Source organism: Xanthobacter flavus (assembly GCF_017875275.1).
In the GTDB taxonomy this organism is placed as follows: Bacteria; Pseudomonadota; Alphaproteobacteria; order Rhizobiales; family Xanthobacteraceae; genus Xanthobacter; species Xanthobacter flavus_A.
This window is the reverse complement of record NZ_JAGGML010000001.1, coordinates 5,071,208-5,095,882: the sequence shown is the minus strand read 5'-3', so window position 1 is coordinate 5,095,882 and position 24,675 is coordinate 5,071,208. Positions and strand designations below refer to the sequence as shown.

18 protein-coding genes and 1 pseudogene are annotated in these 24,675 nt (G+C 67.7%); 11 read left to right on the top strand and 8 right to left on the bottom strand.

Going from position 1 to position 24,675, the window contains the following annotated elements; genetic code table 11:
- Positions 1–318: 318 nt before the first annotated feature.
- The 5 genes from J2126_RS23855 (at position 319) to J2126_RS23835 (ending at position 6,175) form a co-directional block, all read left to right on the top strand.
- Positions 319–1,383 (top strand): bile acid:sodium symporter family protein, encoded by a 1,065-nt coding sequence (locus J2126_RS23855; protein ID WP_209489283.1) that lies wholly within the window; start codon positions 319–321, stop codon positions 1,381–1,383.
- 159 nt (positions 1,384–1,542) lie between these two features.
- Positions 1,543–2,061 carry a (2Fe-2S)-binding protein gene (locus J2126_RS23850; RefSeq protein ID WP_209489281.1) on the top strand — a complete coding sequence of 173 codons (519 nt, stop codon included), beginning with the start codon at positions 1,543–1,545 and terminating at the stop codon, positions 2,059–2,061.
- Between the two features lie 76 nt (positions 2,062–2,137).
- Complete coding sequence (locus tag J2126_RS23845; RefSeq protein WP_209489279.1) at positions 2,138–4,516, top strand: xanthine dehydrogenase family protein molybdopterin-binding subunit; 2,379 nt, start codon at positions 2,138–2,140, stop codon at positions 4,514–4,516.
- A 9-nt stretch (positions 4,517–4,525) separates the two neighbouring features.
- Positions 4,526–5,326, top strand: coding sequence for an FAD binding domain-containing protein (locus tag J2126_RS23840; RefSeq protein WP_209489277.1), 801 nt, complete (start codon positions 4,526–4,528; stop codon positions 5,324–5,326).
- A gap of 240 nt (positions 5,327–5,566) precedes the next feature.
- Positions 5,567–6,175 carry a TMEM175 family protein gene (locus tag J2126_RS23835; protein WP_209489275.1) on the top strand — a complete coding sequence of 203 codons (609 nt, stop codon included), beginning with the start codon at positions 5,567–5,569 and terminating at the stop codon, positions 6,173–6,175.
- A gap of 76 nt (positions 6,176–6,251) precedes the next feature.
- Here the strand turns inward: J2126_RS23835 and J2126_RS23830 are convergent, their stop codons facing one another.
- The 5 genes from J2126_RS23830 to J2126_RS23810 form a co-directional block, all read right to left on the bottom strand.
- Complete coding sequence (locus J2126_RS23830; RefSeq protein ID WP_197023024.1) at positions 6,252–6,593, bottom strand: hypothetical protein; 342 nt, start codon at positions 6,591–6,593, stop codon at positions 6,252–6,254.
- A 167-nt stretch (positions 6,594–6,760) separates the two neighbouring features.
- Positions 6,761–7,933 carry an isovaleryl-CoA dehydrogenase gene (locus tag J2126_RS23825; protein ID WP_209489273.1) on the bottom strand — a complete coding sequence of 391 codons (1,173 nt, stop codon included), beginning with the start codon at positions 7,931–7,933 and terminating at the stop codon, positions 6,761–6,763.
- 127 nt (positions 7,934–8,060) lie between these two features.
- On the bottom strand, positions 8,061–9,164 hold the full coding sequence (locus J2126_RS23820; RefSeq protein ID WP_209489271.1) for a serine/threonine protein kinase: 1,104 nt from the start codon (positions 9,162–9,164) through the stop codon (positions 8,061–8,063).
- 9 nt (positions 9,165–9,173) lie between these two features.
- Complete coding sequence (gene trmFO, locus J2126_RS23815; protein ID WP_209489269.1) at positions 9,174–10,619, bottom strand: methylenetetrahydrofolate--tRNA-(uracil(54)-C(5))-methyltransferase (FADH(2)-oxidizing) TrmFO; 1,446 nt, start codon at positions 10,617–10,619, stop codon at positions 9,174–9,176.
- Between the two features lie 203 nt (positions 10,620–10,822).
- Positions 10,823–10,984, bottom strand: coding sequence for a DUF1127 domain-containing protein (locus J2126_RS23810; RefSeq protein ID WP_209489267.1), 162 nt, complete (start codon positions 10,982–10,984; stop codon positions 10,823–10,825).
- 305 nt (positions 10,985–11,289) lie between these two features.
- Here J2126_RS23810 and J2126_RS23805 point away from each other — a divergent pair, with 305 nt between their 5' ends.
- Positions 11,290–12,006 carry an FkbM family methyltransferase gene (locus J2126_RS23805; RefSeq protein WP_209489265.1) on the top strand — a complete coding sequence of 239 codons (717 nt, stop codon included), beginning with the start codon at positions 11,290–11,292 and terminating at the stop codon, positions 12,004–12,006.
- A gap of 279 nt (positions 12,007–12,285) precedes the next feature.
- Here J2126_RS23805 and uvrA read toward each other — a convergent pair.
- Positions 12,286–15,183 (bottom strand): annotated as a pseudogene (uvrA, locus tag J2126_RS23800) (excinuclease ABC subunit UvrA); the annotation flags it as partial.
- A 444-nt stretch (positions 15,184–15,627) separates the two neighbouring features.
- Here uvrA and ssb point away from each other — a divergent pair.
- The 4 genes from ssb to recQ all read left to right on the top strand — a co-directional run bounded on the left by ssb (position 15,628) and on the right by recQ (position 21,811).
- Positions 15,628–16,176 (top strand): single-stranded DNA-binding protein, encoded by a 549-nt coding sequence (ssb, locus tag J2126_RS23795; protein WP_209489261.1) that lies wholly within the window; start codon positions 15,628–15,630, stop codon positions 16,174–16,176.
- 350 nt (positions 16,177–16,526) lie between these two features.
- On the top strand, positions 16,527–19,289 hold the full coding sequence (gene gyrA, locus J2126_RS23790) for a DNA gyrase subunit A (protein WP_209489259.1): 2,763 nt from the start codon (positions 16,527–16,529) through the stop codon (positions 19,287–19,289).
- A 38-nt stretch (positions 19,290–19,327) separates the two neighbouring features.
- The gene (locus J2126_RS23785; protein WP_209489257.1) at positions 19,328–19,939 is read left to right on the top strand and encodes a LysE family translocator; all 612 of its coding nucleotides are present in this window, start codon (positions 19,328–19,330) and stop codon (positions 19,937–19,939) included.
- A gap of 54 nt (positions 19,940–19,993) precedes the next feature.
- Positions 19,994–21,811 carry a DNA helicase RecQ gene (gene recQ, locus J2126_RS23780; protein WP_209489255.1) on the top strand — a complete coding sequence of 606 codons (1,818 nt, stop codon included), beginning with the start codon at positions 19,994–19,996 and terminating at the stop codon, positions 21,809–21,811.
- A gap of 176 nt (positions 21,812–21,987) precedes the next feature.
- On the opposite strand, the gene J2126_RS23775 is transcribed toward recQ, so the two are convergent.
- On the bottom strand, positions 21,988–22,872 hold the full coding sequence (locus tag J2126_RS23775) for an ATP-binding protein (protein ID WP_209489253.1): 885 nt from the start codon (positions 22,870–22,872) through the stop codon (positions 21,988–21,990).
- Positions 22,873–23,103: 231 nt separating this feature from the next.
- Between J2126_RS23775 and J2126_RS23770 the strand changes: the two genes are divergently transcribed.
- A complete protein-coding gene (locus J2126_RS23770; protein ID WP_209489251.1) occupies positions 23,104–23,742 on the top strand; it encodes a hypothetical protein in 639 nt (212 codons plus the stop codon).
- 15 nt (positions 23,743–23,757) lie between these two features.
- Here J2126_RS23770 and J2126_RS23765 read toward each other — a convergent pair whose 3' ends face one another.
- Complete coding sequence (locus J2126_RS23765) at positions 23,758–24,594, bottom strand: sulfite exporter TauE/SafE family protein (protein WP_209489249.1); 837 nt, start codon at positions 24,592–24,594, stop codon at positions 23,758–23,760.
- Between the last annotated feature and the right edge of the window lie 81 nt (positions 24,595–24,675).

The window sequence follows — 24,675 nt, the reverse complement described above, 5'->3', positions numbered from 1 at the left end:
ATAACCCGGCCCATCAGCTGACACAATTGCGTCGCCAATGCCGTCAACGAGAGCTTTCGGCCAAGCTTCCAGAACGCTTCCGAGGAGGCTCCTGACTTCCGTCGCTGACCAAATTTCGCCCTTGCGGGGACAAGCGCAGGTGGATACCTTCCTGGTATATTGTCGACAACAAGATCGGCGCAGCCGCCGCCGGGCATCTCAGATGCTCAGGTGACGGTAAAAGCGGAGCCTTCTGGAGCCTCAGGCGCCAACGGCTTTGACGGGACAGGAAACGGCCGCGGGGAGGGGACATCATCCCCACGCCTCGTCACACGGCTCATGTTGTCACGACTGAAGCTCGATCCCTTTCTCGTCGCCCTCGCCACCGCCGTCGTCCTTGCCCTCGCCTGGCCCAAGCCGGGCGTCACCGGCGGCATCCTGCATGCTGATAAAGCGGCGACGTGGGGTGTGGCTCTCATCTTCCTGCTCTACGGCGTCTCGCTCTCCCCGCGACGGCTCATCGAGAGCGCGGCCCGGTGGAACATCCACCTCGTGGTGCAGGCCACCACCTTCCTCGTCTTCCCCGCCGTGGTGGTGGGCGCGCTCGCGCTGGCCGGCGGGCTGTTTCCGGAACCGCTCGCCATCGGCTTCTTCTTCCTCGCGGCGCTGCCCTCCACCGTCTCGTCCTCGGTGGCGATGACCTCGCTGGCGCGCGGCAACGTGCCCGTGGCCATCTTCAACGCCTCCATCTCCAGCCTCATCGGCGTGTTCGCCACCCCGGCCCTGATGGCGTGGTATCTGCACGCGACCGGCGACGGGCTGGACCTCGGCGCGGTCATCCTGAAGCTGCTGACGCTGGTGGTGCTGCCGCTCGCCATCGGGCAGGGGCTGCGGCCGCTGCTGCTCAAGACGGTGGAGCGTCACCGGGCGATCGTGAAGGCGACGGACCGGGCGGTGATTCTCGCCATCGTCTACAATTCCTTCTGCGACAGCGTGGTCTCCGGCGTGTGGAAGGGGCTCAGCCCGCTGCTGCTGGCAGAGGTGATCGTCGCCGTCGTCGCGTTGTTCGCGGTGGTCTACGCCCTGACGCGCGGCATCTGCCGGCTGTTGGGCTTCTCCGCGCCGGACACGGTGGCGGCAGCCTTCTGCGCCTCCAAGAAGTCGCTCGCGACGGGCCTGCCCATGGCGCATGTGATGTTCGGCGCGGCTCCCGCCCTGTCGCTCATCATCACGCCCATCATGCTCTACCACTTCCTCCAGCTGGTCATCGTCGGCGTCATCGCCAACCGCTTCGCCTCCCGGGCCGATGCGCTGGCGATCATGGAGGCGGAGGAGAGCGAGCCCTCGCTGATCGCCGAGGACGATTCCCTGCCCATCCCGGAGCCCGCGCGCACGAGAGCGTGACGGGTTCCCCATCCGAACACCGACGTCTTGACCGCGTCACGCGCGCCGTCCCACATTGGAGGAATGAAAAACGGCCGGCTGCCGTGAACACCGGACGCGGGGACGAACCCCGCGCCGAGAATGACCGGGTAACCGGGCGCCGGCTCAGGGAGGTGAGGCATGTCCGAGGCGACGACCATCGTTCGCGTCCCCGTCCGACTGACCGTGAACGGCAAGTCCGTCTCAGCCGAGATCGATCCGCGCACCCTGTTGGTGCAGTTCCTGCGCGAGACGCTGGACCTGACGGGCACGCATGTGGGCTGCGACACCAGCCAGTGCGGGGCCTGCGTCGTCCATCTCGACGGGGTGGCGGTGAAGTCCTGCACCATGCTCGCCGCGCAGGCGGACGGTGCCTCCGTCACCACCATCGAGGGGCTGGCGACCGGCGGCAAGCTGCACCCCATGCAGGAAGCCTTCCGCGAGAACCACGGCCTGCAGTGCGGCTTCTGCACGCCGGGCATGATCATGAGCGCGGTGGATCTCGTGGCCCGCTTCGGTCCCGACCTCGATGAGGCGACCATCCGCGAGAACCTCGACGGCAACATCTGCCGCTGCACGGGTTACCATAACATCGTCAAGGCCGTCGCCGCGGGCGCCGCCGCCATGGGCTCCGCCGAGGCGCCGCGCGCAGCCGAATAGGCGGCTGCCGCACCCCGTCCGCCACGCATTTCGCAGACATAGCCCGCCCCCGAAGGGCGGCGCCGGGAGGATCCCGATGAACGCCAGCGTTTCCAGCTCCGTCACGCCCATCGGCGCCGCGGTTCGGCGCAAGGAAGACCACCGCTTCATCACCGGCAAGGGCCGCTACACGGACGATCTCGACCGTCCGGGGCAGGCCTACGCCTATTTCGTCCGCTCGCCCTATGCCCACGCCCGAATCCGCCACCTCGATGTCACCGCGGCGAAGGCCATGCCCGGCGTTGTGGACGTGCTGACCGGCGCCGACCTCGCCGCCGATGGCCTCGGCGACCTCATCTGCGGCTGGATGATCCATTCCAAGGACGGCAGCCCCATGAAGATGGGCTCCCATCCGGCGCTGGCGAAGGAGAAGGTGCGCTATGTAGGCGACCACGTGGCCGTCGTCATCGCCGAGACGCTGAACCAGGCGAAGGACGCCGCGCTGGCGGTGGAGGTGGAATACGAGCTGCTCCCCGCCGTCGCCGACCTCGCCACCGCCACCGACGGCGAGCAGATCCACGATTGCGCCCCGCGCAACACCGCCTTCGAATGGGAATTGGGCGACAAGGCCGCCACCGAGGCGGCGTTCGCCCGCGCGGCCAAGGTGACGAGCATCGACATCGTCAACAACCGCCTCGCCCCCAACGCCATCGAGCCGCGCGCGGCCATCGGCGAATATGATTCCGGCGACGAGGCCTACACCCTCTGGACCACCAGCCAGAACCCTCACGTCGCCCGCCTGGTGCTCTCCGCCTTCGTCGGCATCGCGCCGGAGAACAAGCTGCGCGTCATCGCCCCGGACGTGGGCGGCGGCTTCGGCTCCAAGATCTTCATCTATGCGGAGGAGACCGTCTGCGTCTGGGCGGCGAAGAAGGTGGGCCGGCCGGTGAAGTGGACGGGCGACCGCTCCGAGGCCTTCCTCTCCGACGCCCACGGCCGCGACCACATCACCCATGCCGAACTGGCGATGGACGAAGCCGGCCACATCATCGGCTTCCGGATCAAGACGCGCGCCAACATGGGCGCCTATCTCTCCACCTTCGCCTCCTCCATCCCGACCTATCTTTACGCGACGCTGCTGTCGGGCCAGTACGCCATTCCCGCCATCTATTGCGAGGTTGACGCCGTCTACACCACCACTGCCCCGGTGGACGCCTATCGCGGCGCCGGCCGGCCGGAGGCGACGTTCCTGCTGGAGCGCATCGTGGAGAAGGCGGCGCGCGAGCGTGGCGAGGACCCGGCGGAGTTCCGCCGCCGCAACTTCATCACGTCCTTCCCGCACCAGACGCCTGTCATCATGTGCTACGACGCGGGCGATTACATCGCCTCCCTCGACAAGGCGCTGGAGGTGGCGGACTACAAGGGCTTCCCGGCGCGTCGCGCGGAGTCCGAGCGCAATGGCAAGCTCCGCGGCATCGGCATGTCGGCCTATATCGAGGCCTGCGGCATCGCCCCCTCGGCGGCGGTGGGCTCTCTGGGGGCCGGCGTCGGCCTGTGGGAAAGCGCGGAAGTGCGCGTGAACCCGACCGGCAATGTGGAGGTGCTCACCGGCTCCCACAGCCACGGGCAGGGGCACGAGACCACCTTCGCCCAGCTCGTCTCCGCCCGCCTCGGCATCCCCATCGACCAAGTGACGGTCGTGCATGGCGACACCGACAAGGTGCAGTTCGGCATGGGGACCTATGGCTCGCGCTCGGGCGCGGTGGGCATGTCGGCCATCGTCAAGGCGCTCGACAAGGTGGAGGCCAAGGCGAAGAAGATCGCCGCCCACATGCTGGAAGCCTCCGAAGGGGACATCGAGTTCAAGGACGGCAAGTTCACCGTCGCCGGCACCGACCGCTCGCTCGCCTTCGCCGAGGTGGCGCTGAACGCCTATGTGGCGCACAAATTTCCCACCTCGGAGATCGAGCCGGGGCTGAAGGAAGGGGCGTTCTACGACCCCACCAACTTCACCTTCCCCGCCGGCTGCCACATCTGCGAGCTGGAGGTGGACCCGGAGACTGGCGTCGTGGAGATCAAGTCCTTCGTCGCCATCGATGATTTCGGCGAGATCATCAATCCGATGATCGTGGAGGGGCAGGTCCACGGCGGCATCGGGCAGGGCATCGGCCAGGCGCTGATGGAAGGCGTCACCTATGACGAGGACGGCCAGCTCGTGACCGGGTCCTACATGGACTACACCATGCCCCGCGCCGGCGATCTGCCCTCCTTCACGGTCGGTATGACGCAGACCCGCTGCCCCTCAAACCCGCTCGGCATCAAGGGCTGCGGCGAGGCCGGGGCCATCGGCGCGCCGCCCGCCGTCATCAATGCGCTCACCGACGCGCTCGGCACGGAGGATGTGCCCATGCCGGCCACGCCCTCGAAGGTTTGGGCCATCGCTCAAGGTCGCGCCGCCCGTCTTGCTGCGGAATAGGAGGACGCCATGTACGCCTTCGACTATCAGCGTCCCGACGCCGTCTCTGCCGCCGCCGCGCTGCTCTCCGCCGATCCGGAGGCCAAGGCGCTGGCCGGCGGGCAGACCCTGCTGCCGACCCTGAAGCAGCGCCTCGCCCAGCCCACCGCGCTGGTGGACCTCTCGCGCATCCCGGAGCTCTCCGGCATCTGCACCACGACGGAGGGCGTCTCCATCGGCGCCATGACACGCCATGCGGAGGTGGCCGCCTCCGAGGTGGTGCGGGCCGCCATCCCGGCCCTCGCCGACCTTGCCGGCATGATCGGCGACGTGGCGGTGCGCAACCGCGGCACCATCGGCGGCTCACTGGCCAATGACGACCCCACCGCCGACTATCCCGCCGCCGTGCTCGCCCTCAATGCGACAGTGGTGACCGACCGCCGGTCAATCGGCGCGTCCGACTTCTTCCGCGGCCTGTTCGAGACGGCGCTGAAGGAGGGGGAGATCATCACCCGCGTGGACTTCCCCAAGGTGGAGAAGGCCGCCTACGCCAAGTTCCGCAACCCGGCCTCGCGCTATGCCATGGCCGGCGTGTTCGTGGCGAAGACGGCGGCCGAGGTGCGGGTGGCGGTGACCGGGGCAGGGCAGTCCGGCGTGTTCCTGTGGACAGAAGCGGGGGACATCCTCGGCTCGGACTTCACCGTCCAGGCGGTTTCCGGCCTCGCGCTCGACCCGTCGAACCTCATGAGCGACCTGCACGGCAGCGCCGAATACCGCGCGCAGCTCGCGAAGGTGATGCTGAAGCGGGCGCTCGCCTCGATCACGGGGTGAGAGGGTCCGGCCCTATCGACCTCTGGCTGTCCCGAAGACGACGCATGCGGCCACCCAATTGTGCAATTTCCGCGTGTTGGGGTTATTTCGATGACGGCCAAATGTGATTGCCGCAAAAGAAGCTGACGTGCGCGTTGCGTGGCTGTCGAGGGGCCTTCGGGCGGGCGAGATGCCCGGTGGTGACCGTCCCTCCCGGCCGGGCTGTCGCGTGCGTCGCGCCAGCAGCCCGGAGCACATAGCATGCAACCCAGCGGCAGGAGCCTCTTCCCCAAGGCGCGCGTGGACGCCCTGAGCGACGGCATCTTCGCCTTCGCCATGACCCTGCTGGTGCTGGACATCCGCCTGCCGGACGACCTTCCGCTCACCTCGGCGGCGGAACTGACGGCGCATCTGGTCTCGCTGTCGCACCAGATGCTGACCTATGTGATTTCCTTCTTCGTGCTCGGCGCCTTCTGGCGCAGCGGCATCGAGATCCGGCCCACCAGCGAGAGGGTGGACCGGCACACGGTGCGCCTCGCGCTGCTGTTCCTGTTCTTTGTCACCACTGTGCCGTTCTCGTCGGGGCTGGTGGGACGCTATGGCGGGCTGGCGCCGGCGGTGGTGGTCTATGCCGGCAACATGACCATGCTGGCCGTGCTGACCATCGCCATCAGATATCTCGACGTGGAACCGCGCCACCGCTCGCTGCGGGGCGCCGCGGGCGGGGTGCTGCCGCTGTTCATCGCGACCGCCATTCTCTCGGTGCTCATCAGCGCCGTGGCACCGCGGCAGGCGATGTACGCCTACCTGCTGACCGGCCTGGCACGCCTGCCCTTCTGGCCGCGCGGCGGCTACGGCGCAGCGGACTGACCAAAAGGAAAGGCCGGCGCAGGGGAGCCCCGCGCCGGCCTTTCACTCAATCACGTGGCGATCACTTCACGCCCGATCACTTTACGCCGATGACACCGCCCACGGCACCACCGACCGCGCCGACCGCGCCGCCGACCACCGCGCCCACCGGGCCGGCAGCCTTCTCGCCTTCCTTGGCGCCCTTCTCGGCGCCGGTGCCGGTGCCCTTGACGCCGCCGGCGACACCGCCCGCGACTGCACCGCCCACACCGCCGACCGTGCCGCCGACACCGGCGCCCACGGGGCCGGCCGCCTTGTCACCGGCCGAAGCGCCGGCATTGGCGCCCTGCTCGGCACCCTTCACCACGCCCTGCGCGAAAGCGGCGGCGGGAGCCAGAGCCAGAGAGAGAGCGGTAGCGGCCAGAATGATCTTCTTCATGGCATTCCATCCTTCGGTTCGTCACTTCGACAGGCGACGGGAGCCGTTGCTTCCGCCGCCGAGCGCGCGACCGTGGGGCGTCGTGGTGCGCAGACCCGCCCCTACGATAATCCGCCGGCCGGCCTCCCGCCAGACACGCTGACGGGAGCTTGGCCGCAACGGTGGTATCAGGCGGTCTTGTCGAAAAGCTGGCGGCCGATGAGCATGCGGCGAATTTCGCTGGTGCCGGCGCCGATCTCATAGAGCTTGGCGTCCCGCAGCAGGCGGCCGGTGGGATAATCGTTGATGTAGCCGTTGCCGCCCAGGGTCTGGATCGCCTCCAGCGCCATCCAGGTGGCCTTCTCCGCCGCATAGAGGATGGCACCGGCCGCATCCTCGCGGGTGGTGGCGCCACGGTCGCAGGCCTTGGCCACGGCGTAGACGTAAGCCTTGGTGGCGTTCATCGTCACGTACATGTCGGCGATCTTGCCCTGCATCAGCTGGAAGGTGCCGATGGGCTGGCCGAACTGCTTGCGTTCGTGGACATAGGGCATCACCACGTCCATGCAGGCCTGCATGATGCCGGTGGGGCCACCCGCCAGCACCGCGCGCTCATAGTCGAGCCCGCTCATGAGCACGTTGACGCCCTTGCCCACGGCGCCCAGCACGTTCTCCTCCGGCACCTCGCAATCCTCGAACACCAGCTCGCCGGTGTCGGAGCCGCGCATGCCGAGCTTGTCGAGCTTCTGGGCGGTGGAGAAGCCCTTGAAGCCCTTCTCCACCAGGAAGGCCGTCATGCCCTTGGGGCCGGCGGCGGGGTCGGTCTTGGCATAGACCACCAGCGTCTCGGCGATGGGGCCGTTGGTGATCCACATCTTGGAGCCGTTGAGGATGTAGCGGTCGCCCTTCTTCTCCGCGCGGGTGCGCATGGAGACCACATCCGATCCCGCGCCCGGCTCGGACATGGCGAGCGCGCCCACATGCTCACCCGAGATGAGCTTGGGCAGGTACTTCGCCTTCTGCTCCGGCGTGCCGTTGCGGCTGATCTGGTTGACGCACAGGTTGGAGTGCGCGCCGTAGGAGAGGCCCACCGAAGCGGAGGCGCGGGAAATCTCCTCCATGGCGATGACGTGCTCGAGATAGCCGAGGCCCGACCCGCCATATTCCTCCTCCGCCGTCACGCCGAGCAGGCCCAAGGCGCCGAGCCTCGGCCACAGGTCGCGGGGGAACTGGTTGGTCTTGTCGATCTCGGCGGCGCGCGGGGCGATCTCGGCCTGAGAGAAATCGCGCACGGTGTCGCGCAACATCTCAGCGGTTTCGCCGAGGTCGAAATCGAATCCCCCGGGGGCGTTCGGCAGCATGGTCACATCCTCCCTCGCTCTCCGGATTATCATGCGCGGTCGCGGCCGCCGCCGGGAAGCGAGAGTTAGAATAAAACGGTTGTCCGTTTAATCAATGGGCCGGAGCCACGCGGCCCGCAGACTTTCGTCAGGCGGCGGGGCGGGTGATGCGATCGGTGAGGTTGAGCCGCCCGCGCGCGATCTCGGCCACCTGAAGCCGCACGGCCTCGGAGCCCGAGAGCTGGTCCAGCATCTCGATCTGGTTGCGGGCGATGAGCAGCAGCAAATCGTCACGCACCGCGCCGTCCGGCCCCTTGGGCAGGGCCGGCACGATCTGGAGATGGTCGAGGTGCGTCCGGTCGGGCAAGGTGGCGGCGAGATGGGCGCGCAGGGCGTCCGCCGTCACCGGCGCCGAGGGCGCGACGAAGGCGTAGAGGCCCACCTTGCCGCCCAGCGTCTGGAAGTCAGACATATGCACATCCGCCACGGCGGGATGGCTGGCGAGGGCGGCGGCGATGCGCGGCCCCACCTGAGTCACCCTGGGGCCGCGACCTTCGGTGTCGGAATAGGACATCAGCCGCCGGGTCACGAAGCGATAGACCTTCTTGCCGGTGGCCATCCACACGCGGGTGGGCAGGCTCTTGGTGGCCAGCACCTTCTTCTCGCGCGGGGTCAGCCGGTCCGGGCAATAGGTGCGCTTGTGCTTGAGGAGGTGGCGCAAATCCTCATAGGCCAGCACGCGACCGAGCTTGGAGCGCCGGCTGATCGGCAGCGCCAGCTGGAAATCCATCAGCCAGGCTTCGCCATCCGCCCCGCGCAGCCAGTTCTGCTGCTTGGCGAGGTCGTTATGGACGTAGCCGGCGCGGTGCAGCGTCAGCAGCGCCGCCTTGGCAGAGTGGAAGAAGTGCATGTCGCCGGCCGGCCGGGCGATCTGCAGCGGCGCGCCGTCGATCCAGCCGCGCACCAGGAAGCGCTTGCCCACAGCGAGCAGGGGCGTGGTGACGCCAGTTCGGGTCACCTTCTCCAGCGCGTGGATTTCATGGGCGGCCAACTGGTAGGCGATGGGCGCGAACCAGAGCGAGACCTCATTCCAGCGCCGGCGCACGGCGGGCCACTCCCGGCCGTGGCGGTCGGTCCAGGTGCCCCGCTCCACCGTGGAGAAGACATCGCGCTTCAGCACCGTATCCACGGCGAAGCGGGACGGATCGGCATCATATTCCAAAGGCGGCGGCGTGACGGACTGGCGCGGCATCCGGGCCTCTTAAGCCGCCTCTGGCGGGCTGTCGAGCCAGGTGAGGATGTCGGTGAGCGCGCGCGCGGCGAGCGCCTTCTTCTTGGCGAGCGTCTTCTCCGCCCCGCGCAGCCGCTTGCCGGCCTCGCCCTTGGGCGCCTCGGCGAGCGGAGGGAAGAGGCCGAAATTCACGTTCATGGGCTGGAAGGATCGGGGGCCGCCTTCCGCCTCCGCTTCGATATGCCCGCCGGTGATGTGGGCGAGCAGCGCCCCGTGCGCAGTGGTCAGCGGTGGCAGCGGTGCTTCCTGCCCCAGCCGCTCGGCGGCGGCGAAGCGCCCGGCCATGAGGCCCACGGCGGCGCTTTCCACATAGCCCTCGCAGCCGGTGATCTGCCCGGCGAAGCGCAGGCGCGGATCGGCCTTCAGGCGCAGGGTGCCATCGAGAAGGCGCGGGGAATTGAGATAGGTGTTGCGGTGGAGGCCGCCGAGCCGGGCGAATTCCGCATTCTCCAGCCCCGGAATGGTGCGGAACACGCGGGCCTGCTCCCCATGGCGCAGCTTCGTCTGGAAGCCCACCATGTTGTAGAGCGTGCCCAGCTTGTTGTCCTGCCGCAGCTGGACGATGGCATAGGCCTTCACGTCCGGCGCGTGGGGATTGGTGAGGCCAACCGGCTTCATGGGGCCGAAGCGCAGCGTCTCGCGGCCCCGCTCGGCCATCACCTCAATGGGCAGGCAGCCGTCGAAATAGGGAGTCTTGGCCTCGAAGTCGCGCACCGGGGCCTTGTCGCCCGAGATCAGCGCATCGACGAAGGCGTTGTACTGCGCCTCGTCCATGGGGCAGTTGATATAGTCGGCGCCGGTGCCGCCCGGCCCCGCCTTGTCGTAGCGCGACTGGAACCACGCCTTGCCCATGTCGATGCTGTCGAAATGCACGATGGGCGCGATGGCGTCGAAGAAGGCGAGAGCACTTTCGCCGGTGAGGTCCAGAATGGCCTCGGCCAGGGCCGGGGAGGTGAGGGGGCCGGTGGCGAGTATCACATTGTCCCACTCGGCGGGCGGCAGGCCGGTGATCTCCTCGCGACGGATCTCGATGAGGGGATGGCTCTCCAGCGCGGCGGTGACGGCGCGGGAGAAGCCCTCCCGGTCCACCGCGAGCGCGCCGCCGGCGGGCACCTGATTGGCATCCGCCGCCTTGAGGATCAGCGAGCCGGCGCGGCGCATCTCGGCATGGAGCACGCCCACCGCATTGCCCTGCGGATCGTCGGAGCGGAAGGAATTGGAGCAGACCAGCTCGGCGAGGCCATCGGTAAGGTGGGCTTCGGTGCCGCGTACCGGCCGCATCTCGTGAAGAACCACGGGAACGCCCCGCGCGGCCAGCTGCCAGCTCGCCTCCGAGCCTGCGAGACCGCCACCGACCACATGGACGGGTGCGACATTATCGCCATTCGGACGGTCAGGCCAAAAAGTGTCAGGCATCGCGGCTCCAGTGTGCCGCCGGCAATCGGGGGCACCCGGCGGGACAAGCGGTGTGCCACACGCGCCGCTCGCTCTTCAACCCTCTGCGCGTTTCACGGGCTATTGGCCACGCGCGCAACCCTGAAAACGAAAATGGTCCCCTGAGGGACCATTCTCCGGTACCTGCCCGAAGGCAGGCTCAGCCAAGACGGCGCCGCCTGGAATCAGGCGGCGACCGAAGCGTGGCGCGCCACGGCGCGGATTTCGCTGCGCGACACGTTGATGTCGGCGAGCGAACGATCGTCAAGGCTGGAGAGCTCGGCAACGGTACGGTTGTAAACCTGCCACCGGCGGAACTGGCGAGCCAGGAAACCCCAGAGCAACATCTTACTTCTCCTGATGTGGCCGCCGACCCGGCGACTCCACTCAATGCCGCAAACATATGCGCACATGCTGCAGCGCCATAGGACCGCTGACGCATTGCTGCAATGCAACGCGCGCATGGTAGGAGAACCTCTCGTTAAACTATGGGAATGCTGCAATGCTGCATTGCAATCAGCGCAGCCGCTCGCGTTTTTGTAGAGGTATTTTTTTGCCGCTCGATAATATTATATCCTGATCGGGCGAAACTCGACAGTACGCGTTGCTCAGGTTGCGCGCGTCGTATGCGTAAACCATGCGGGGGCATGTGATGAATTCGGCACACGCGGTCGAATTGGCCGGGAACGCGATCTATACGGCCCAGGAAGAACGGGGACTTACCTCGCGCTTTCTTGGCTCGGCGGGCACCTTCGTGGAGGTGGGGGCGTACGATCCCGTCTTCCAGAGCCAGACCCTGCATCTCGAATTGACCGGCTGGCGGGGGCTCCTGGTGGAGCCGGTGCCCGAATTTGCCGAGAATCTGCGCCGCGCGCGCCAGGCGCAGGTTGTGCAGTGCGCATGCGTGGCGCCGGAGGCGTCCGCTGCCGGCCGCGTGGCGCTGCTGGAGCGGCGCGGACACAGCACCATCATCTTCAATCCGCGCAAGGTGCGGCCCGAGGAAATGGTGATGGAAGTGCCGGCCGCGACCCTCGACAGCATAATCGACGGGGCCGGTCTCTCCCGCATCGACTTCCTCTCCGTGGATGTCGAAGGCGCGGAGCCCGACGTGCTGAAGGGCGTCACCCTGAGCCGTTTCCAGCCGAAGCTCGTCGTCGTCGATGACCGGGAGCGCTTCGGCGAGACCTGCGCCGTTCTGCGCGCGGGCAATTACCATCTGGTGCGCCGCACCGGCCACAATGCCTGGTTCGTGCCGCACGAGACCGCGCGGCACCTGCACTGGCGGGCGCGGGCGCAACTCATGTGGACCTACGGCGTCGGCCGCCTGCTGCGTCGCGGCCTCCGGCCGGGCGTCGCCCAGTCGGCCTGAGCCCGGCGGGAGCCCCTACTCGGCTGCCTGACGGCGCCTCCGACCGCGCGCGGGGCGTGATGCCTCCCCCGGACTGTCGGCCTCCCGGGAAATCTCGGCGGACGGAGCAGGGGGCGCCGAAGCCTCCTGCGCAACGGAAGGCCCGACGACCGCCGCCTCTTCGGCGGCATCCCGCTCCGCCTCTTCAGCCACGGCGGCGCGCCTGAGCGTCTTGCCGCGGCCGGCAGCTCCCGACTTCCCGGCATCCTTGCCGGGCGCCGCCTTCTGCCCATCCGCGAACGGACGGCGGGCGAGCACTTCGGCGAGGAAGTGGCCGGTGTGGGAGCGCTTGTCCGCCGCCACCGTCTCCGGGGTGCCGGCCACCACGATCTCCCCGCCGCCGTCGCCGCCCTCCGGGCCGAGGTCGAGAATCCAGTCGGCGGTCTTGATGACCTCGAGATTGTGCTCGATTACCACCACCGAATTACCCTGCTCCACCAGCTCGTGCAGCACCTCCAGCAGCTTCTTGACGTCGTGGAAATGCAGGCCGGTGGTCGGCTCGTCGAGGATGTAGAGGGTGCGCCCGGTGGCCCGCCGCGACAACTCCTTGGAGAGCTTCACCCGCTGCGCCTCGCCGCCCGAGAGCGTGGTCGCCTGCTGGCCGACCTTCACATAATCGAGGCCGACGCGGTGCAGCGTCTCCAGCTTCTCGCGGACGGACGGAACGGCCTTGAAGAACTGCGCGCCCTCTTCCACCGTCATGTCGAGCACGTCGGCGATGGACTTGTTCTTGAAGGTGACTTCCAGCGTCTCGCGATTGTAGCGCTTGCCCTTGCAGACGTCGCAGGTGACGTACACGTCCGGCAGGAAGTGCATCTCGATCTTGATGACGCCGTCGCCCTGGCAGGCCTCGCAGCGCCCGCCCTTCACGTTGAAGGAGAAGCGCCCGGCGCCATAGCCCCGAGCCTTGGCTTCCGGCAGGCCGGCGAACCACTCGCGGATGGGCGTGAACGCGCCGGTATAGGTCGCCGGATTGGACCGGGGTGTGCGGCCGATGGGCGACTGGTCGATGTCGATCACCTTGTCGAGGTGTTCCAGCCCCTCCAGCTTGTCGAATGGGGCAGGGGCCTCTGAGGCGCCGTTCAGCCGGCGCGCGACCGCCTTGTAGAGCGTGTCGATGAGCAGCGTGGACTTGCCGCCGCCGGACACGCCGGTGATGCAGGTGAACAGGCCGAGCGGGATTTCCGCCGTGACGTTCTTCAGATTGTTACCGCGTGCGCCTGAGAGCTTGAGCATGCGCTTGGGGTTGGGCTTGCGCCGCGCCGGCACGCCCACGCTCAGTTCGCCGGTGAGATAGCGGCCGGTGAGGGACGCGGGATTGGCGAGGATTTCCGCTGGCGTGCCCTGCGCCACGATCTCGCCGCCGTGAATGCCTGCGCCCGGTCCCACATCCACCACATGATCGGCGGCGAGGATCGCGTCCTCGTCATGCTCCACCACGATCACCGTGTTGCCGAGGTCGCGCAGGTGCTTCAGCGTGCCCAGCAGCCGCTCGTTGTCGCGCTGGTGCAGGCCGATGGAGGGTTCGTCCAGCACGTAGAGCACGCCGGTGAGGCCCGAGCCGATCTGCGAGGCGAGGCGGATGCGCTGGCTCTCGCCGCCCGAAAGCGTGCCGGAGGAGCGCGCCAGCGTGAGGTATTCCAGCCCCACGTCCAGGAGGAAGCGCAGCCGCTCGCGGATCTCCTTCAGGATTCGCCCGGCGATCTCGTTCTGCTTGTCGGTGAGCCGGGCGGGGAGCTCCTCGAACCACCCGGACGCGGCCCTGACGGAAAGCTCCCCGATCTCGCCGATATGCCGCCCGTCGATCTTCACCGCCAGCGCCTCGGGCTTCAGCCGGTAGCCGTTGCAGACCTTGCAGGGGACCGTGGAGAAGTATTTGGAAATCTCCTCCCGCGCCCAGTCGCTGTCGGTCTCCTTCCAGCGCCGGTCGAGGTTGCGCACCACGCCCTCGAAGGTCTTCGAGGTCTCGTAGGCGCGCATGCCGTCGTCATAGTGGAAAGTGATCTTCTCGCTGCCCGAGCCGAACAGCAGCACCTCGCGCGCCTGCTCCGGGAGGTCGGCGAAGGGCACGTTCAGCTTGAAATGGTAGTGTTTGGCCAAGGCATCCAGCGTCTGCCCGTAATAAGGCGAGGTGGACTTGGCCCAGGGGGCGATGGCGCCCTGCTTCAGCGAACGGGCCTTGTCCGGCACCACGAGGTCCGGATCGATGGTCTGCTCCACGCCGAGGCCGTCGCAGGCGGGGCAGGCGCCGAAGGGATTGTTGAAGGAGAACAGCCGCGGCTCGATCTCTGGAATGGTGAAGCCGGAGACCGGGCAGGCGAACTTCTCGGAGAAGATGATGCGGCGTGGATCGCCGGCCTCGTCCTTCTCGTCGGCAAACTCGGCCACCGCGATGCCATCGGCGAGCCCGAGGGCGGTCTCAAAGCTGTCGGCGAGCCGCTGGGCGAGATCCGCGCGCACCACGATGCGATCCACCACCACGTCGATGTCATGCTTGAACTTCTTGTCGAGGGCCGGCGCCTCCGCGATCTCGTGGAATGTGCCGTCGATCTTGACCCGCTGGAAGCCCTTCTTCATCCACTCGGCGAGTTCCTTGCGGTACTCGCCCTTGCGCCCGCGCACCACCGGCGCCAGCAGGAAGAGCCGCGTGCCTTCCGCAAGGGTGAGCGTGCGATCCACCATTTGAGAGACGGTCTGGCTCTCGATGGGCAGGCCCGTGGCCGGCGAATAGGGCACGCCGGTGCGCGCCCACAGAAGGCGCATGTAATCGTAAATCTCGGTGACCGTGCCGACCGTGGAGCGCGGGTTCTTGGAGGTCGTCTTCTGCTCGATCGAGATAGCCGGCGAGAGACCGTCGATCTGGTCCACGTCCGGCTTTTGCATCATCTCGAGGAACTGGCGGGCGTAGGCCGAGAGGCTTTCCACATAGCGCCGCTGGCCTTCCGCATAGATGGTGTCGAAGGCGAGCGAGCTTTTCCCCGACCCGGACAAGCCAGTGAACACCACCAGACTGTCGCGGGGGATTTCGAGGTCCACGTTCTTGAGATTGTGCTCACGCGCGCCGCGCACCGAAAGGGTGCGGGCATCGCGGCGCGGAGTGGGGGACGCGGGACGCTGGGAGGCTGCGCGATCAGACATGGGCATCCGCTGGCGCCTGCGGCGCAAAAAGGGGTCAGGGCCTGAGGAACGATCGTGCCGCCCAAGCGGCGGCGGGCACGCCAGCGGCCGAAAGGCCCCTCTGCGCACCCGGGAGCGTGCTCATGAACTCATGGAAATGTAGTGGACCTTGTGCGATGCGGAAGAGAACATAATCAGAACCCCTGAAGGCAGCCAGCCAAAAAGAGCGGCGAGTCGCGTCGAATGCCCGCGACGCTCTTGCCAGTGTGGCGGAAGTCGATTAAGAACACAACGTGAACATTAAGACCTGTCCTGTTACGCACGGCGGCTGGCGAAGGTTCACCGGTTCATGGGGATAAAGCCGCGCTGGGGGTCGCATGGCCAGCCGGGAGCGCTAGGGTGCGAGTTTCGCGGAGCGCCGATAGCGGCCGCGGCGAACGATGGAACTACGGCAAGGAGAGCGGGATGGCCGGCAGCGTCAACAAGGTGATCCTGATCGGCAATCTGGGCCGCGACCCGGAGGTGAAGTCGTTCCAGAACGGCGGCCGCGTCTGCAACCTGTCCATCGCCACCTCCGAGAACTGGCGCGACAAGGCTTCCGGAGAGCGTCGCGAGCGCACCGAGTGGCACCGCGTGGTGATCTTCAACGAAAATCTCGTCGGCGTGGTCGAGCGCTTCCTGAAGAAGGGCTCCAAAGTCTACATCGAGGGGCAGCTCGAGACCCGCAAGTATGAGAAGGACGGCCGCGAGACCTACACCACCGAGATCGTGCTGCGGCCTTATCGCGGCGAACTGACGCTGCTCGACGGCCGCGAGGGCGGCGGCGGGGCCGGCGCCGACGATTACGGTGGCGGCTCGGACTTCGGCTCCGCGAGCCCCATGGGCGGCGGAGGCGGCGGCTACAGTGGCGGCTCCGGCGGCGGGCGTCGTCAGGCCCCGGCCGGCGGCGGCATGGGTGGCGGATCTGGCGGTGGACGACCCGTCGCCGACCTCGACGACGAAATTCCCTTCTGAGCGGATCTTCGCGGACGGACAGAACCGGTCGACGGGCGGCCTCGCCTCCCGCTCGGCCTTCGTTCCGGCGCCTTGCGCTGGTTCCCGGCCACCGGGGCATTTGCATTATCGTGCGGCGCCGGCAGGAGCTTTCCACCCCGGCGACGCGGACGCTTGGCGGCTGGCTTTTCCGCCTTTTGCGGCCCTGTTTGACGCAAAAGCGCCAGATTGTGCGAATGCCCGTGAGATGCGCCCCATAAGTATCTGATTTTTAAGGTGAAAATTTAAGCCTGCTGGAGGGGTTTTACTGGCGCTGGAAGGGTGAATCGGCTAGAAGGAAGCACCTCACCAATCCATGCGAGTATTGACTTTTGGCCGAATCCGAAACGCCGAAGAGTGGCGGCGAGCCGCCGTCCGACATCCGGCCCGTTTCCATCACGGAGGAGCTGTCCCGCTCCTATCTCGACTATGCCATGAGCGTCATCGTCGCCCGGGCCCTGCCCGACGTGCGCGACGGCCTCAAGCCCGTGCATCGGCGCATCCTGTTCTCCATGCACGAGAATGGGTACGAGTGGAACAAGCAGTACCGCAAGTCGGCCCGCGTGGTCGGCGACGTGATCGGTAAGTACCATCCCCACGGCGACCAGTCGGTCTACGACGCGCTGGTGCGCATGGCCCAGACCTTCGCCATGCGGCTCCCTCTGGTCGACGGTCAGGGCAATTTCGGCTCGGTGGACGGCGACGCCCCGGCGGCCATGCGCTACACCGAGGTGCGCCTGGAGAAGGTGACGAACACCCTTCTCGACGACCTCGACAAGGAAACGGTTGATTTCCAAGAGAATTACGACAATTCCGAGCGGGAGCCGACCGTCCTCCCTGCCAAGTTCCCGAACCTGCTGGTCAACGGCGCCGGCGGTATCGCGGTGGGCATGGCCACCAATATCCCGCCCCATAATCTCGGCGAGATCATCGACGTCACCGTCGCTTTGCTGGACGACCCGCTGCTGGAGCCCGAGGCGCTGCTCGATCTGCTGCCCGGCCCGGACTTCCCCACCGGCGCGCTGATCCTCGGCCGCACCGGCATCCGCCAGGCCTATCTCACCGGGCGCGGCTCGGTGCTGATGCGCGCGAAGGTCGCTATCGAAAATATCCGCAAGGATCGCGAAGCTCTCATCGTCACCGAGATTCCCTATCAGGTGAACAAGGCGACGATGATCGAGAAGATCGCCGAGCTGGTGCGCGACAAGCGGGTGGAGGGCATCTCCGAAATCCGCGACGAGAGCGATCGCGACGGCATGCGCGTGGTCATCGAGATCAAGCGCGACGCCCAGGCCGACGTGGTGCTGAACAACCTCTACCGGCTCACGCTGCTGCAGACCTCCTTCGGCGTGAACATGGTGGCGCTATCCGGCGGAAAGCCGGGCATCCTCACCCTGCACGACGTGCTGACCGCCTTCATCGCGTTCCGCGAGGAAGTCATCAGCCGGCGAACCAAGTTCCTGCTGCGCAAGGCGCGCGACCGTGCCCACGTCTTGGTGGGCCTCGCCATCGCGGTTGCCAACATCGACGAGGTGATCCGCCTCATCCGCACCGCGCCGGACCCGGCGACCGCCCGCGAATCCCTGATGGGCCGCGACTGGCCGGCCAAGGACATGGCCCCGCTCATCGCCCTCATCGCCGATCCGCGGCACAAGCTGAAGGAGGACGGCACCTATCGCCTCTCCGAGGTGCAGGCCCGCGCGATCCTCGATCTGCGGCTCCAGCGCCTCACCGCCCTCGGCCGCGACGAGATCGCTGACGAGCTGGACAAGCTCGCCGCCGAGATCGCCGATTATCTGGACATTCTCGCCAGCCGGCCGCGCATGCGGGCGATCATCCGGGACGAGCTTCTCGCCATCAAGGCGGAGTTCGGCACGCCGCGGCGGACCGAGATCGTCGAAGGCTTCGGTGATCTCGAGGACGAGGATCTCATCCAGCGCGAGGAGATGGTCGTCACCGTCTCCCACGCCGGCTACATCAAGCGCGTGCCGCTCTCCACCTACCGGGCGCAGCGGCGCGGCGGCAAGGGCCGCTCGGCCATGCAGACGCGGGACGAGGATTTCGTCACCCGCCTGTTCGTGGCCTCGACCCACGCGCCGGTGCTGTTCTTCTCCTCCAAGGGGCAGGTCTACAAGATGAAGGTGTGGCGCCTGCCGCTGGCGGCGCCGCAGGCCCGTGGCAAGGCCCTTATCAACATCCTGCCGCTGGAGCAGGACGAACGCATCACCTCCGTCGTGCTGCTGCCGGAGGACGAGGGCGAGAACCAGCGCCTGCAGATCATGTTCGCCACCACCGGCGGCACCGTGCGGCGCAATGCGCTCACGGACTTCCAGCAGGTGAACCGCAACGGCAAGATCGCCATGAAGCTCGCCGAGGGCGAGGCCATCGCGGAGGTGGGCCTGTGCACGGAGGAAGACGACGTGCTGCTGACCACGGCGGCCGGCGCCTGCATCCGCTTCCCCGCCACCGAGGTGCGCCTGTTCAAGGGGCGCGACAGCGTCGGCGTGCGCGGCATCCGGCTGGAGGAGGGCGACAGCGTCATCTCCATGGCCATCATCCGCCATGTGGATGCCGACGCCGAGCAGCGGCTCGCCTACATCAAGATGAGCCGGCGGGTGCGCGGCGAGGCGGGCGAAGCGGCCGAGGTGGACCAGGAAGAGGCCGCGATCGGCAACGGCCAGCTCGGACAGGATCAGTACGCCGCCATGGGCGCGGCCGAGCAGTTCATCCTCACCGTCTCCGAGAACGGCTACGGCAAGCGCACCTCGTCCTACGAATATCGCGTCACCGGCCGTGGCGGTAAGGGCATCGTCGCCATGGCGGTGAACGAGCGCAACGGCCGGCTTGTCGCCTCCTTCCCGGTGGAGGATGCCGACCAGATCATGCTCGTCACGGATGGCGGCCAGCTCATCCGCTGCCCCGTGGACGGCATCCGCATCGTCGGCCGCGCTAGCCAGGGCGTGATCGTGTTCGATACGGCGGAAGGCGAGCGCGTGGTCTCGGTGGAGCACATCAGCGAGGACACGGGCGCCGAGGGTGCAGAAGCGGGCGAGGGTGGCGCGGACGCCGCCGGAGACGACACGCCGGAGGCCTGAGCCCCGAGCGGGCGGGGCCTTTCGGGAGGGAGAAGACGATGATCTCGGCTGAAAGCCTCGCCCTGTTCGTGCTCGCCTGCATCGCGCTGGGGGCCACGCCGGGGCCGAACGTGGCGCTTATCGTCGGCACCAGCCTCAAGCATGGACGGCAGGCCGGCCTCCTCACCGCCACGGGCGTCAATGTGGGCCTCATCGCCCAGCTGGCGCTGGTGGCGGGGGGGCTAGCCTATGTGGTGGAAGCCTTCTCCCACCATTTCGATCTGGTGCGCTATGCCGGCGCGGCCTACCTCGTGTGGCTGGCGGTGATGCAGTGGCGCGCCGCCGGCAAGGCGGTGGAGGCGCCCGCGCCGTCCGCCCATGCCGCCTTCGGGCGCGGGCTCGCGGTGGCATTCGCCAATCCCAAGACGCTGCTGTTCCACGCGGCCTTCCTGCCGCAGTTCGTCACCGACACCGCGAACCCCGTGCCGCAGATCGCGCTGCTGGCGGCCATCTTTGCCGTCATCGCGCTGGTGGGCGACATGCTGTGGGCGGTGGTCGCGGACAAGGCGCGTGCGGCGCTGAAGGGCCGCTTCACCCTCGTGGCGGATCGCGTGTCTGCCGGCATTCTTGTGGGCGGCGCTGCGCTGCTGCTGGCGGCGGGGCGCCGATAGGCGGCGCGGCTCGATCCCGCATTGCCCGGCGAGGGCAGGGGGCTATAAGGCCCCATGTCTGCGACGCTCGATGATTCCGCCCCGCTTGAGGTCCTGCGCCACGTCTTCGGATACGAGGCGTTCCGTGGGCGGCAGCGGGAGATCGTGGAGCATGTGGTGGGCGGGGGCGACGCCCTCGTGCTCATGCCCACGGGCGGGGGAAAATCCCTGTGTTATCAGGTGCCGGCGCTGGTGCGGCCGGGCACCGGCATCGTGGTCTCGCCGCTCATCGCTCTGATGCACGACCAGGTGCAGGCGCTGCGCCAGCTGGGCGTGAAGGCGGCCATGCTCAATTCCTCCCTCGCCCCCGGCGAGGGGCGGCAGGTGGAGCGAGCGCTCGCCATGGGCGATCTCGACCTGCTCTATGTGGCACCCGAGCGGCTGCTGACGGACGGTTTCCTGAACCTGCTCGATGGGGCGCGGATCTCGCTGTTCGCCATCGACGAGGCCCATTGCGTCTCCCAGTGGGGGCACGATTTCCGGCCCGAGTATCGCCAGCTCACCATCCTGCACGAGCGCTATCCCGGCGTGCCGCGCATGGCGCTGACCGCGACGGCGGACGGGCCGACCCGCCGGGAGATCGTCGAGCGGCTCAATCTGGAGGAAGGGCAGGTTTTCCTGTCCTCCTTCGACCGCCCGAACATCCGCTATCGCATCGCGCCCAAGGCCAATCCGCGTGCCCAGATGAAGGCTTTCCTGGACGCCCATGACGGCGAGGCGGGCATCATCTATTGCATGAGCCGGGCGAAGGTGGAGGCCACCGCCGAAATGCTCGCCACCGAGGGCCGCACCGCGCTGCCCTATCACGCCGGTCTCGACGCCGACACCCGCGCCCGTCATCAGGACCGCTTCCTCAAGGAGGAGGGCGTGGTGATGGTGGCGACGATCGCCTTCGGCATGGGCATCGACAAGCCGGACGTGCGCTTCGTCGTCCATCTCGATCTGCCCAAGAGCATAGAGGCCTATTACCAGGAGACCGGCCGCGCCGGCCGCGACGGGCTGCCGTCCGAGACGCTCCTGCTCTATGGCGTCGAGGATGTGGCCAAGCTCATCCAGTTCGTGGACGGCTCGGATGCTCCGGAGGCACGCAAGCGCGTGGAGCGCAGCAAGCTCGATGCGCTGCTGGGGCTCGCCGAGACCGCCTCGTGCCGCCGGCAGGTGCTGCTGAAATATTTCGAGGAAGACCTGCCGCAGCCGTGTGGCAATTGCGATACGTGCCTCGACCCGCCGCGCACCTTCGACGGCACCGAGGCGGCGCAGAAGCTGCTCTCCTGCGTCTACCGCACGGGCGAGCGGTTCGGCGCCGGCCATGTGATCGACGTGCTGCGCGGCGACGCCAACGACAAGGTGACCAAGTTCGGCCACGACAAGCTTTCCACCTTCGGCATCGGCGGCAATTTCTCGCGCGATGAATGGCGGGCCGTGGTGCGCCAATTGGTGGCCATGGGCTATCTATGGGTGGACGTGGAGGGGCACGGCAGCCTCGGCCTCACCGAGAAGTGCCGCCCGGTGCTGCGCGGCGAGGAGCGGGTCGAACTGAAGGCCGAGGCCCGCCCGCGCGCCGCCCGCGTCACCGGCGGCGGGCGCGGACCTACCGCAGCTTTGGCCGATCCTGCCGACGAGGCGCTATTCCAGAAGCTCAAGAAGCTGCGACTGGAGCTGGCGCGGGCGCAGGGGGTGCCGCCCTATGTCATCTTCCACGACACCACGTTGATGGCCATCGCCGAGCTGAAGCCCACCTCCATGAAGGCGCTGGGCATGATCTCCGGCATCGGCGAGGCCAAGCTGATGCGCTACGGCCAGCAATTCCTGCAGGTCATCGCGGAGGGGTGAGTGGGCGGGTTCGCGCTGCCACTCCAGACCGCCGTCGTCCTCCGGCTCGACCGGAGGACCCATCCCCCACCGTCCCACCCGCCCGGACGCGGCGCTGAACCACATCATGGGCCCTCCGGTCGAGCCGGAGGGCGACGGAATACCAGCAGAACATCCGGCGGGGCAGGGCCTCCCGCTCACGCCGCCTTCAGCGCCACCCCCAGCCGGCCGGCGAGATCCTGCACGAACTGGTAGGCGGTGCGGCCGGAGCGGGCGCCGCGGGTGGTGGCCCATTCGAGGGCCTGCGGCCGCCATTCCTCTTCCGTCGCCGGAATGCCGTGGTGCTCCACATAGGCCGCGACCATGGCGAGGTATTCGTCCTGGCTGCACTTGTGGAAGCCGAGCCACAGGCCGAAGCGGTCGGAGAGGGAGACCTTCTCCTCCACCGCCTCGCCGGGATTGATGGCGGTGGACCGCTCATTGTCCATCATGTCGCGCGGCAGCAGATGGCGGCGGTTGGAGGTGGCGTAGAAGATCACATTGTCCGGCCGCCCCTCGATGCCGCCTTCCAGCACCGCCTTCAGCGACTTGTAGGACGTATCGTCGGAATCGAAGGAGAGGTCGTCGCAGAACACGATGAAGCGGTGATGGGAGCCGCGCACCAGGCCCATGAGCGCAGGCAGCGTCTCGATGTCCTCGCGGTGGATCTCCACCAGCTTCAGGCGCGGACCGTCTGTGGAAAGCGAATGGTTGATGGCGGCATGAGCGGCCTTCACCAGCGAGCTCTTGCCCATGCCCCGCGCGCCCCAGAGCAGCGCATTGTTGGCCGGCAGGCCGCGGGCGAAGCGCTCGGTGTTCTCCACCAATTGGCCACGCACCCGGTCGATGCCCTGCAAAAGGTCCATCTCCACCCGGTTCACCCGCGCCACCGGCTCGAAGCGGATGGGATCGGTGTGCCAGACGAAGGCGTCGGCCGCCTCGAAATCAGGCGTGGGCACCGCGGGCGGGGCCAGGCGCTCCAGCGCCCCGGCAATGCGGGTGAGCAGATCGAGGGTCGCGCTCGAAAGGTCCGGCTGTGTCATTATCATCCTCCCGCGGGGGGATTAGGACGCGCCCGGCCCGGCGGCAAGGCGGCATGGCGCGGCTGTGGCGCAAAAGCCATGCGGCGCGCGCATGCGGGGGCGGACGCTGCAGCGCAACAATTCCGCCTTAACTTCTCCCCATCCATCCTCGACCAAGCACCCGAGAGGAATGGTAGCTGCGTGCGCGCTGCCGTTCCGCCGCCCACCCTCTGCCCCGGGAGGTCGAGACCCATGGCGATCCGCCCCTTCACCTGCGCCGCGCTTCTGGCGACCCCGCTGTTCGCCGCTCCGGCCTTCGCCGACGGCACCGAGGCCAAGACCGCGCTGAAGGCGGACGGCTCGACCTCGCTCACCTATTCGACGCCAGTGGAAGACTATGGCGCGGTCGTGGGATTGGACCTGTCGGCCGCAGGCTCCAGCGTCGCGCCCACGGTCGGCCAGAGCGCGGACGGTCTCGGTGGCACCGCCTATGCGAAGGTCACGGTCGCCCGCCTGCCGGACTGGATGGTGTGGGAGAAGGGCACGGTGAACGTCTCCGTCGATCCCAATGATGCGGCGAGCAAGCTCGCCACCACCTTCGAGCGCAGCATTTCCCTCACCAGCGGGCTCGCCGCCACGCTGGCGGACACCTATCAGGTCAAGGCCGGCTCGCAGGCGTGGGAAACCGACAAGTCGCTGAGCCTGAAGCTGACGGAAACCGGAACCACCTTCGCCGTCGCGGCCAAGACCACCAGCACTTCGTCGCAGCTTCTGCCCACGGTGAGCGCCCAGCAGCAGTTGGCGCCCGACCTCACCGTCACCACCTCGGTGGCCGATACCGGCTCGACGCTGAACAAGAGCATCACCGCCGGCTTCACCCATCGCTGGTGATTCGGCGAGCGCCCGTCAGCCGTGGATGATGGCGACGAGAAAGCGCACGCCGATCACCATCAGGAACAGGCCGAAGCCGATCTCCAGATGGCGCCGGCTCATCCGGTGCGCGAGGCGCGCGCCATAGGGCGCCACCAGCGTCGCGACCGGGGCGATGCACAGGAAACCGATCACGGACACATAGCCGATGGACAGCGGCGGCAGCTCGGAGAGGTGCGACCAGCCGGCGATGGCATAGCCGATGACCCCCGGAATGGGGATGATGACGCCGATGCCCGCGGAGGTGGCGACAGCGGCGTGGATCGGCACGCCATAGAGCAACAGGATATTGGTGGAGATGCCGCCGCCCGAGATGCCCACCAGCGACGACGCAAGCCCGATGAAGAAGCCGTAGAACCGCATCATCGCTGAGGACGGCAGGTGGTCGGAAATACGGATGTCGTTGCGGCCGATGAGGCTCTTCAGCCCCAGAAGCGCCACCACCGCCACGAACACCGCCTGCAGCACCCAGCCCGCCGCCACCGCCGCGATGGCGCTGCCGACGATGATGCCGATGATGGCTGGGATGCGCCATTTCGCCAGCACGCCCGGCATCGCCGCCCCCTTGGCGACGTGGGTGCGGTAGGAGGCCATGGCGGTTGGGATGATGATGGCGAGCGAGGTGCCGACGCACAATTGCATGCGCACGCTGTCATCCACCCCGAGGAACCCGAACACCTCGTACAGCACGGGAACGATGACACCGCCGCCGCCGATGCCGAAGAGGCCAGCGAGCAGGCCGGTCAGCACGCCGCCGGCCAGCATGGCGCCGACGAGCAGGACGAGTTCCTGCACCGGAACGTTGGAAAACATGAGCGGGACCGGAAACTTGCGGCGGGAAGGCCACGAGGAGTGGCCCGGAATTCGCGCCCTGTCCACTGCGATGGCCGCATG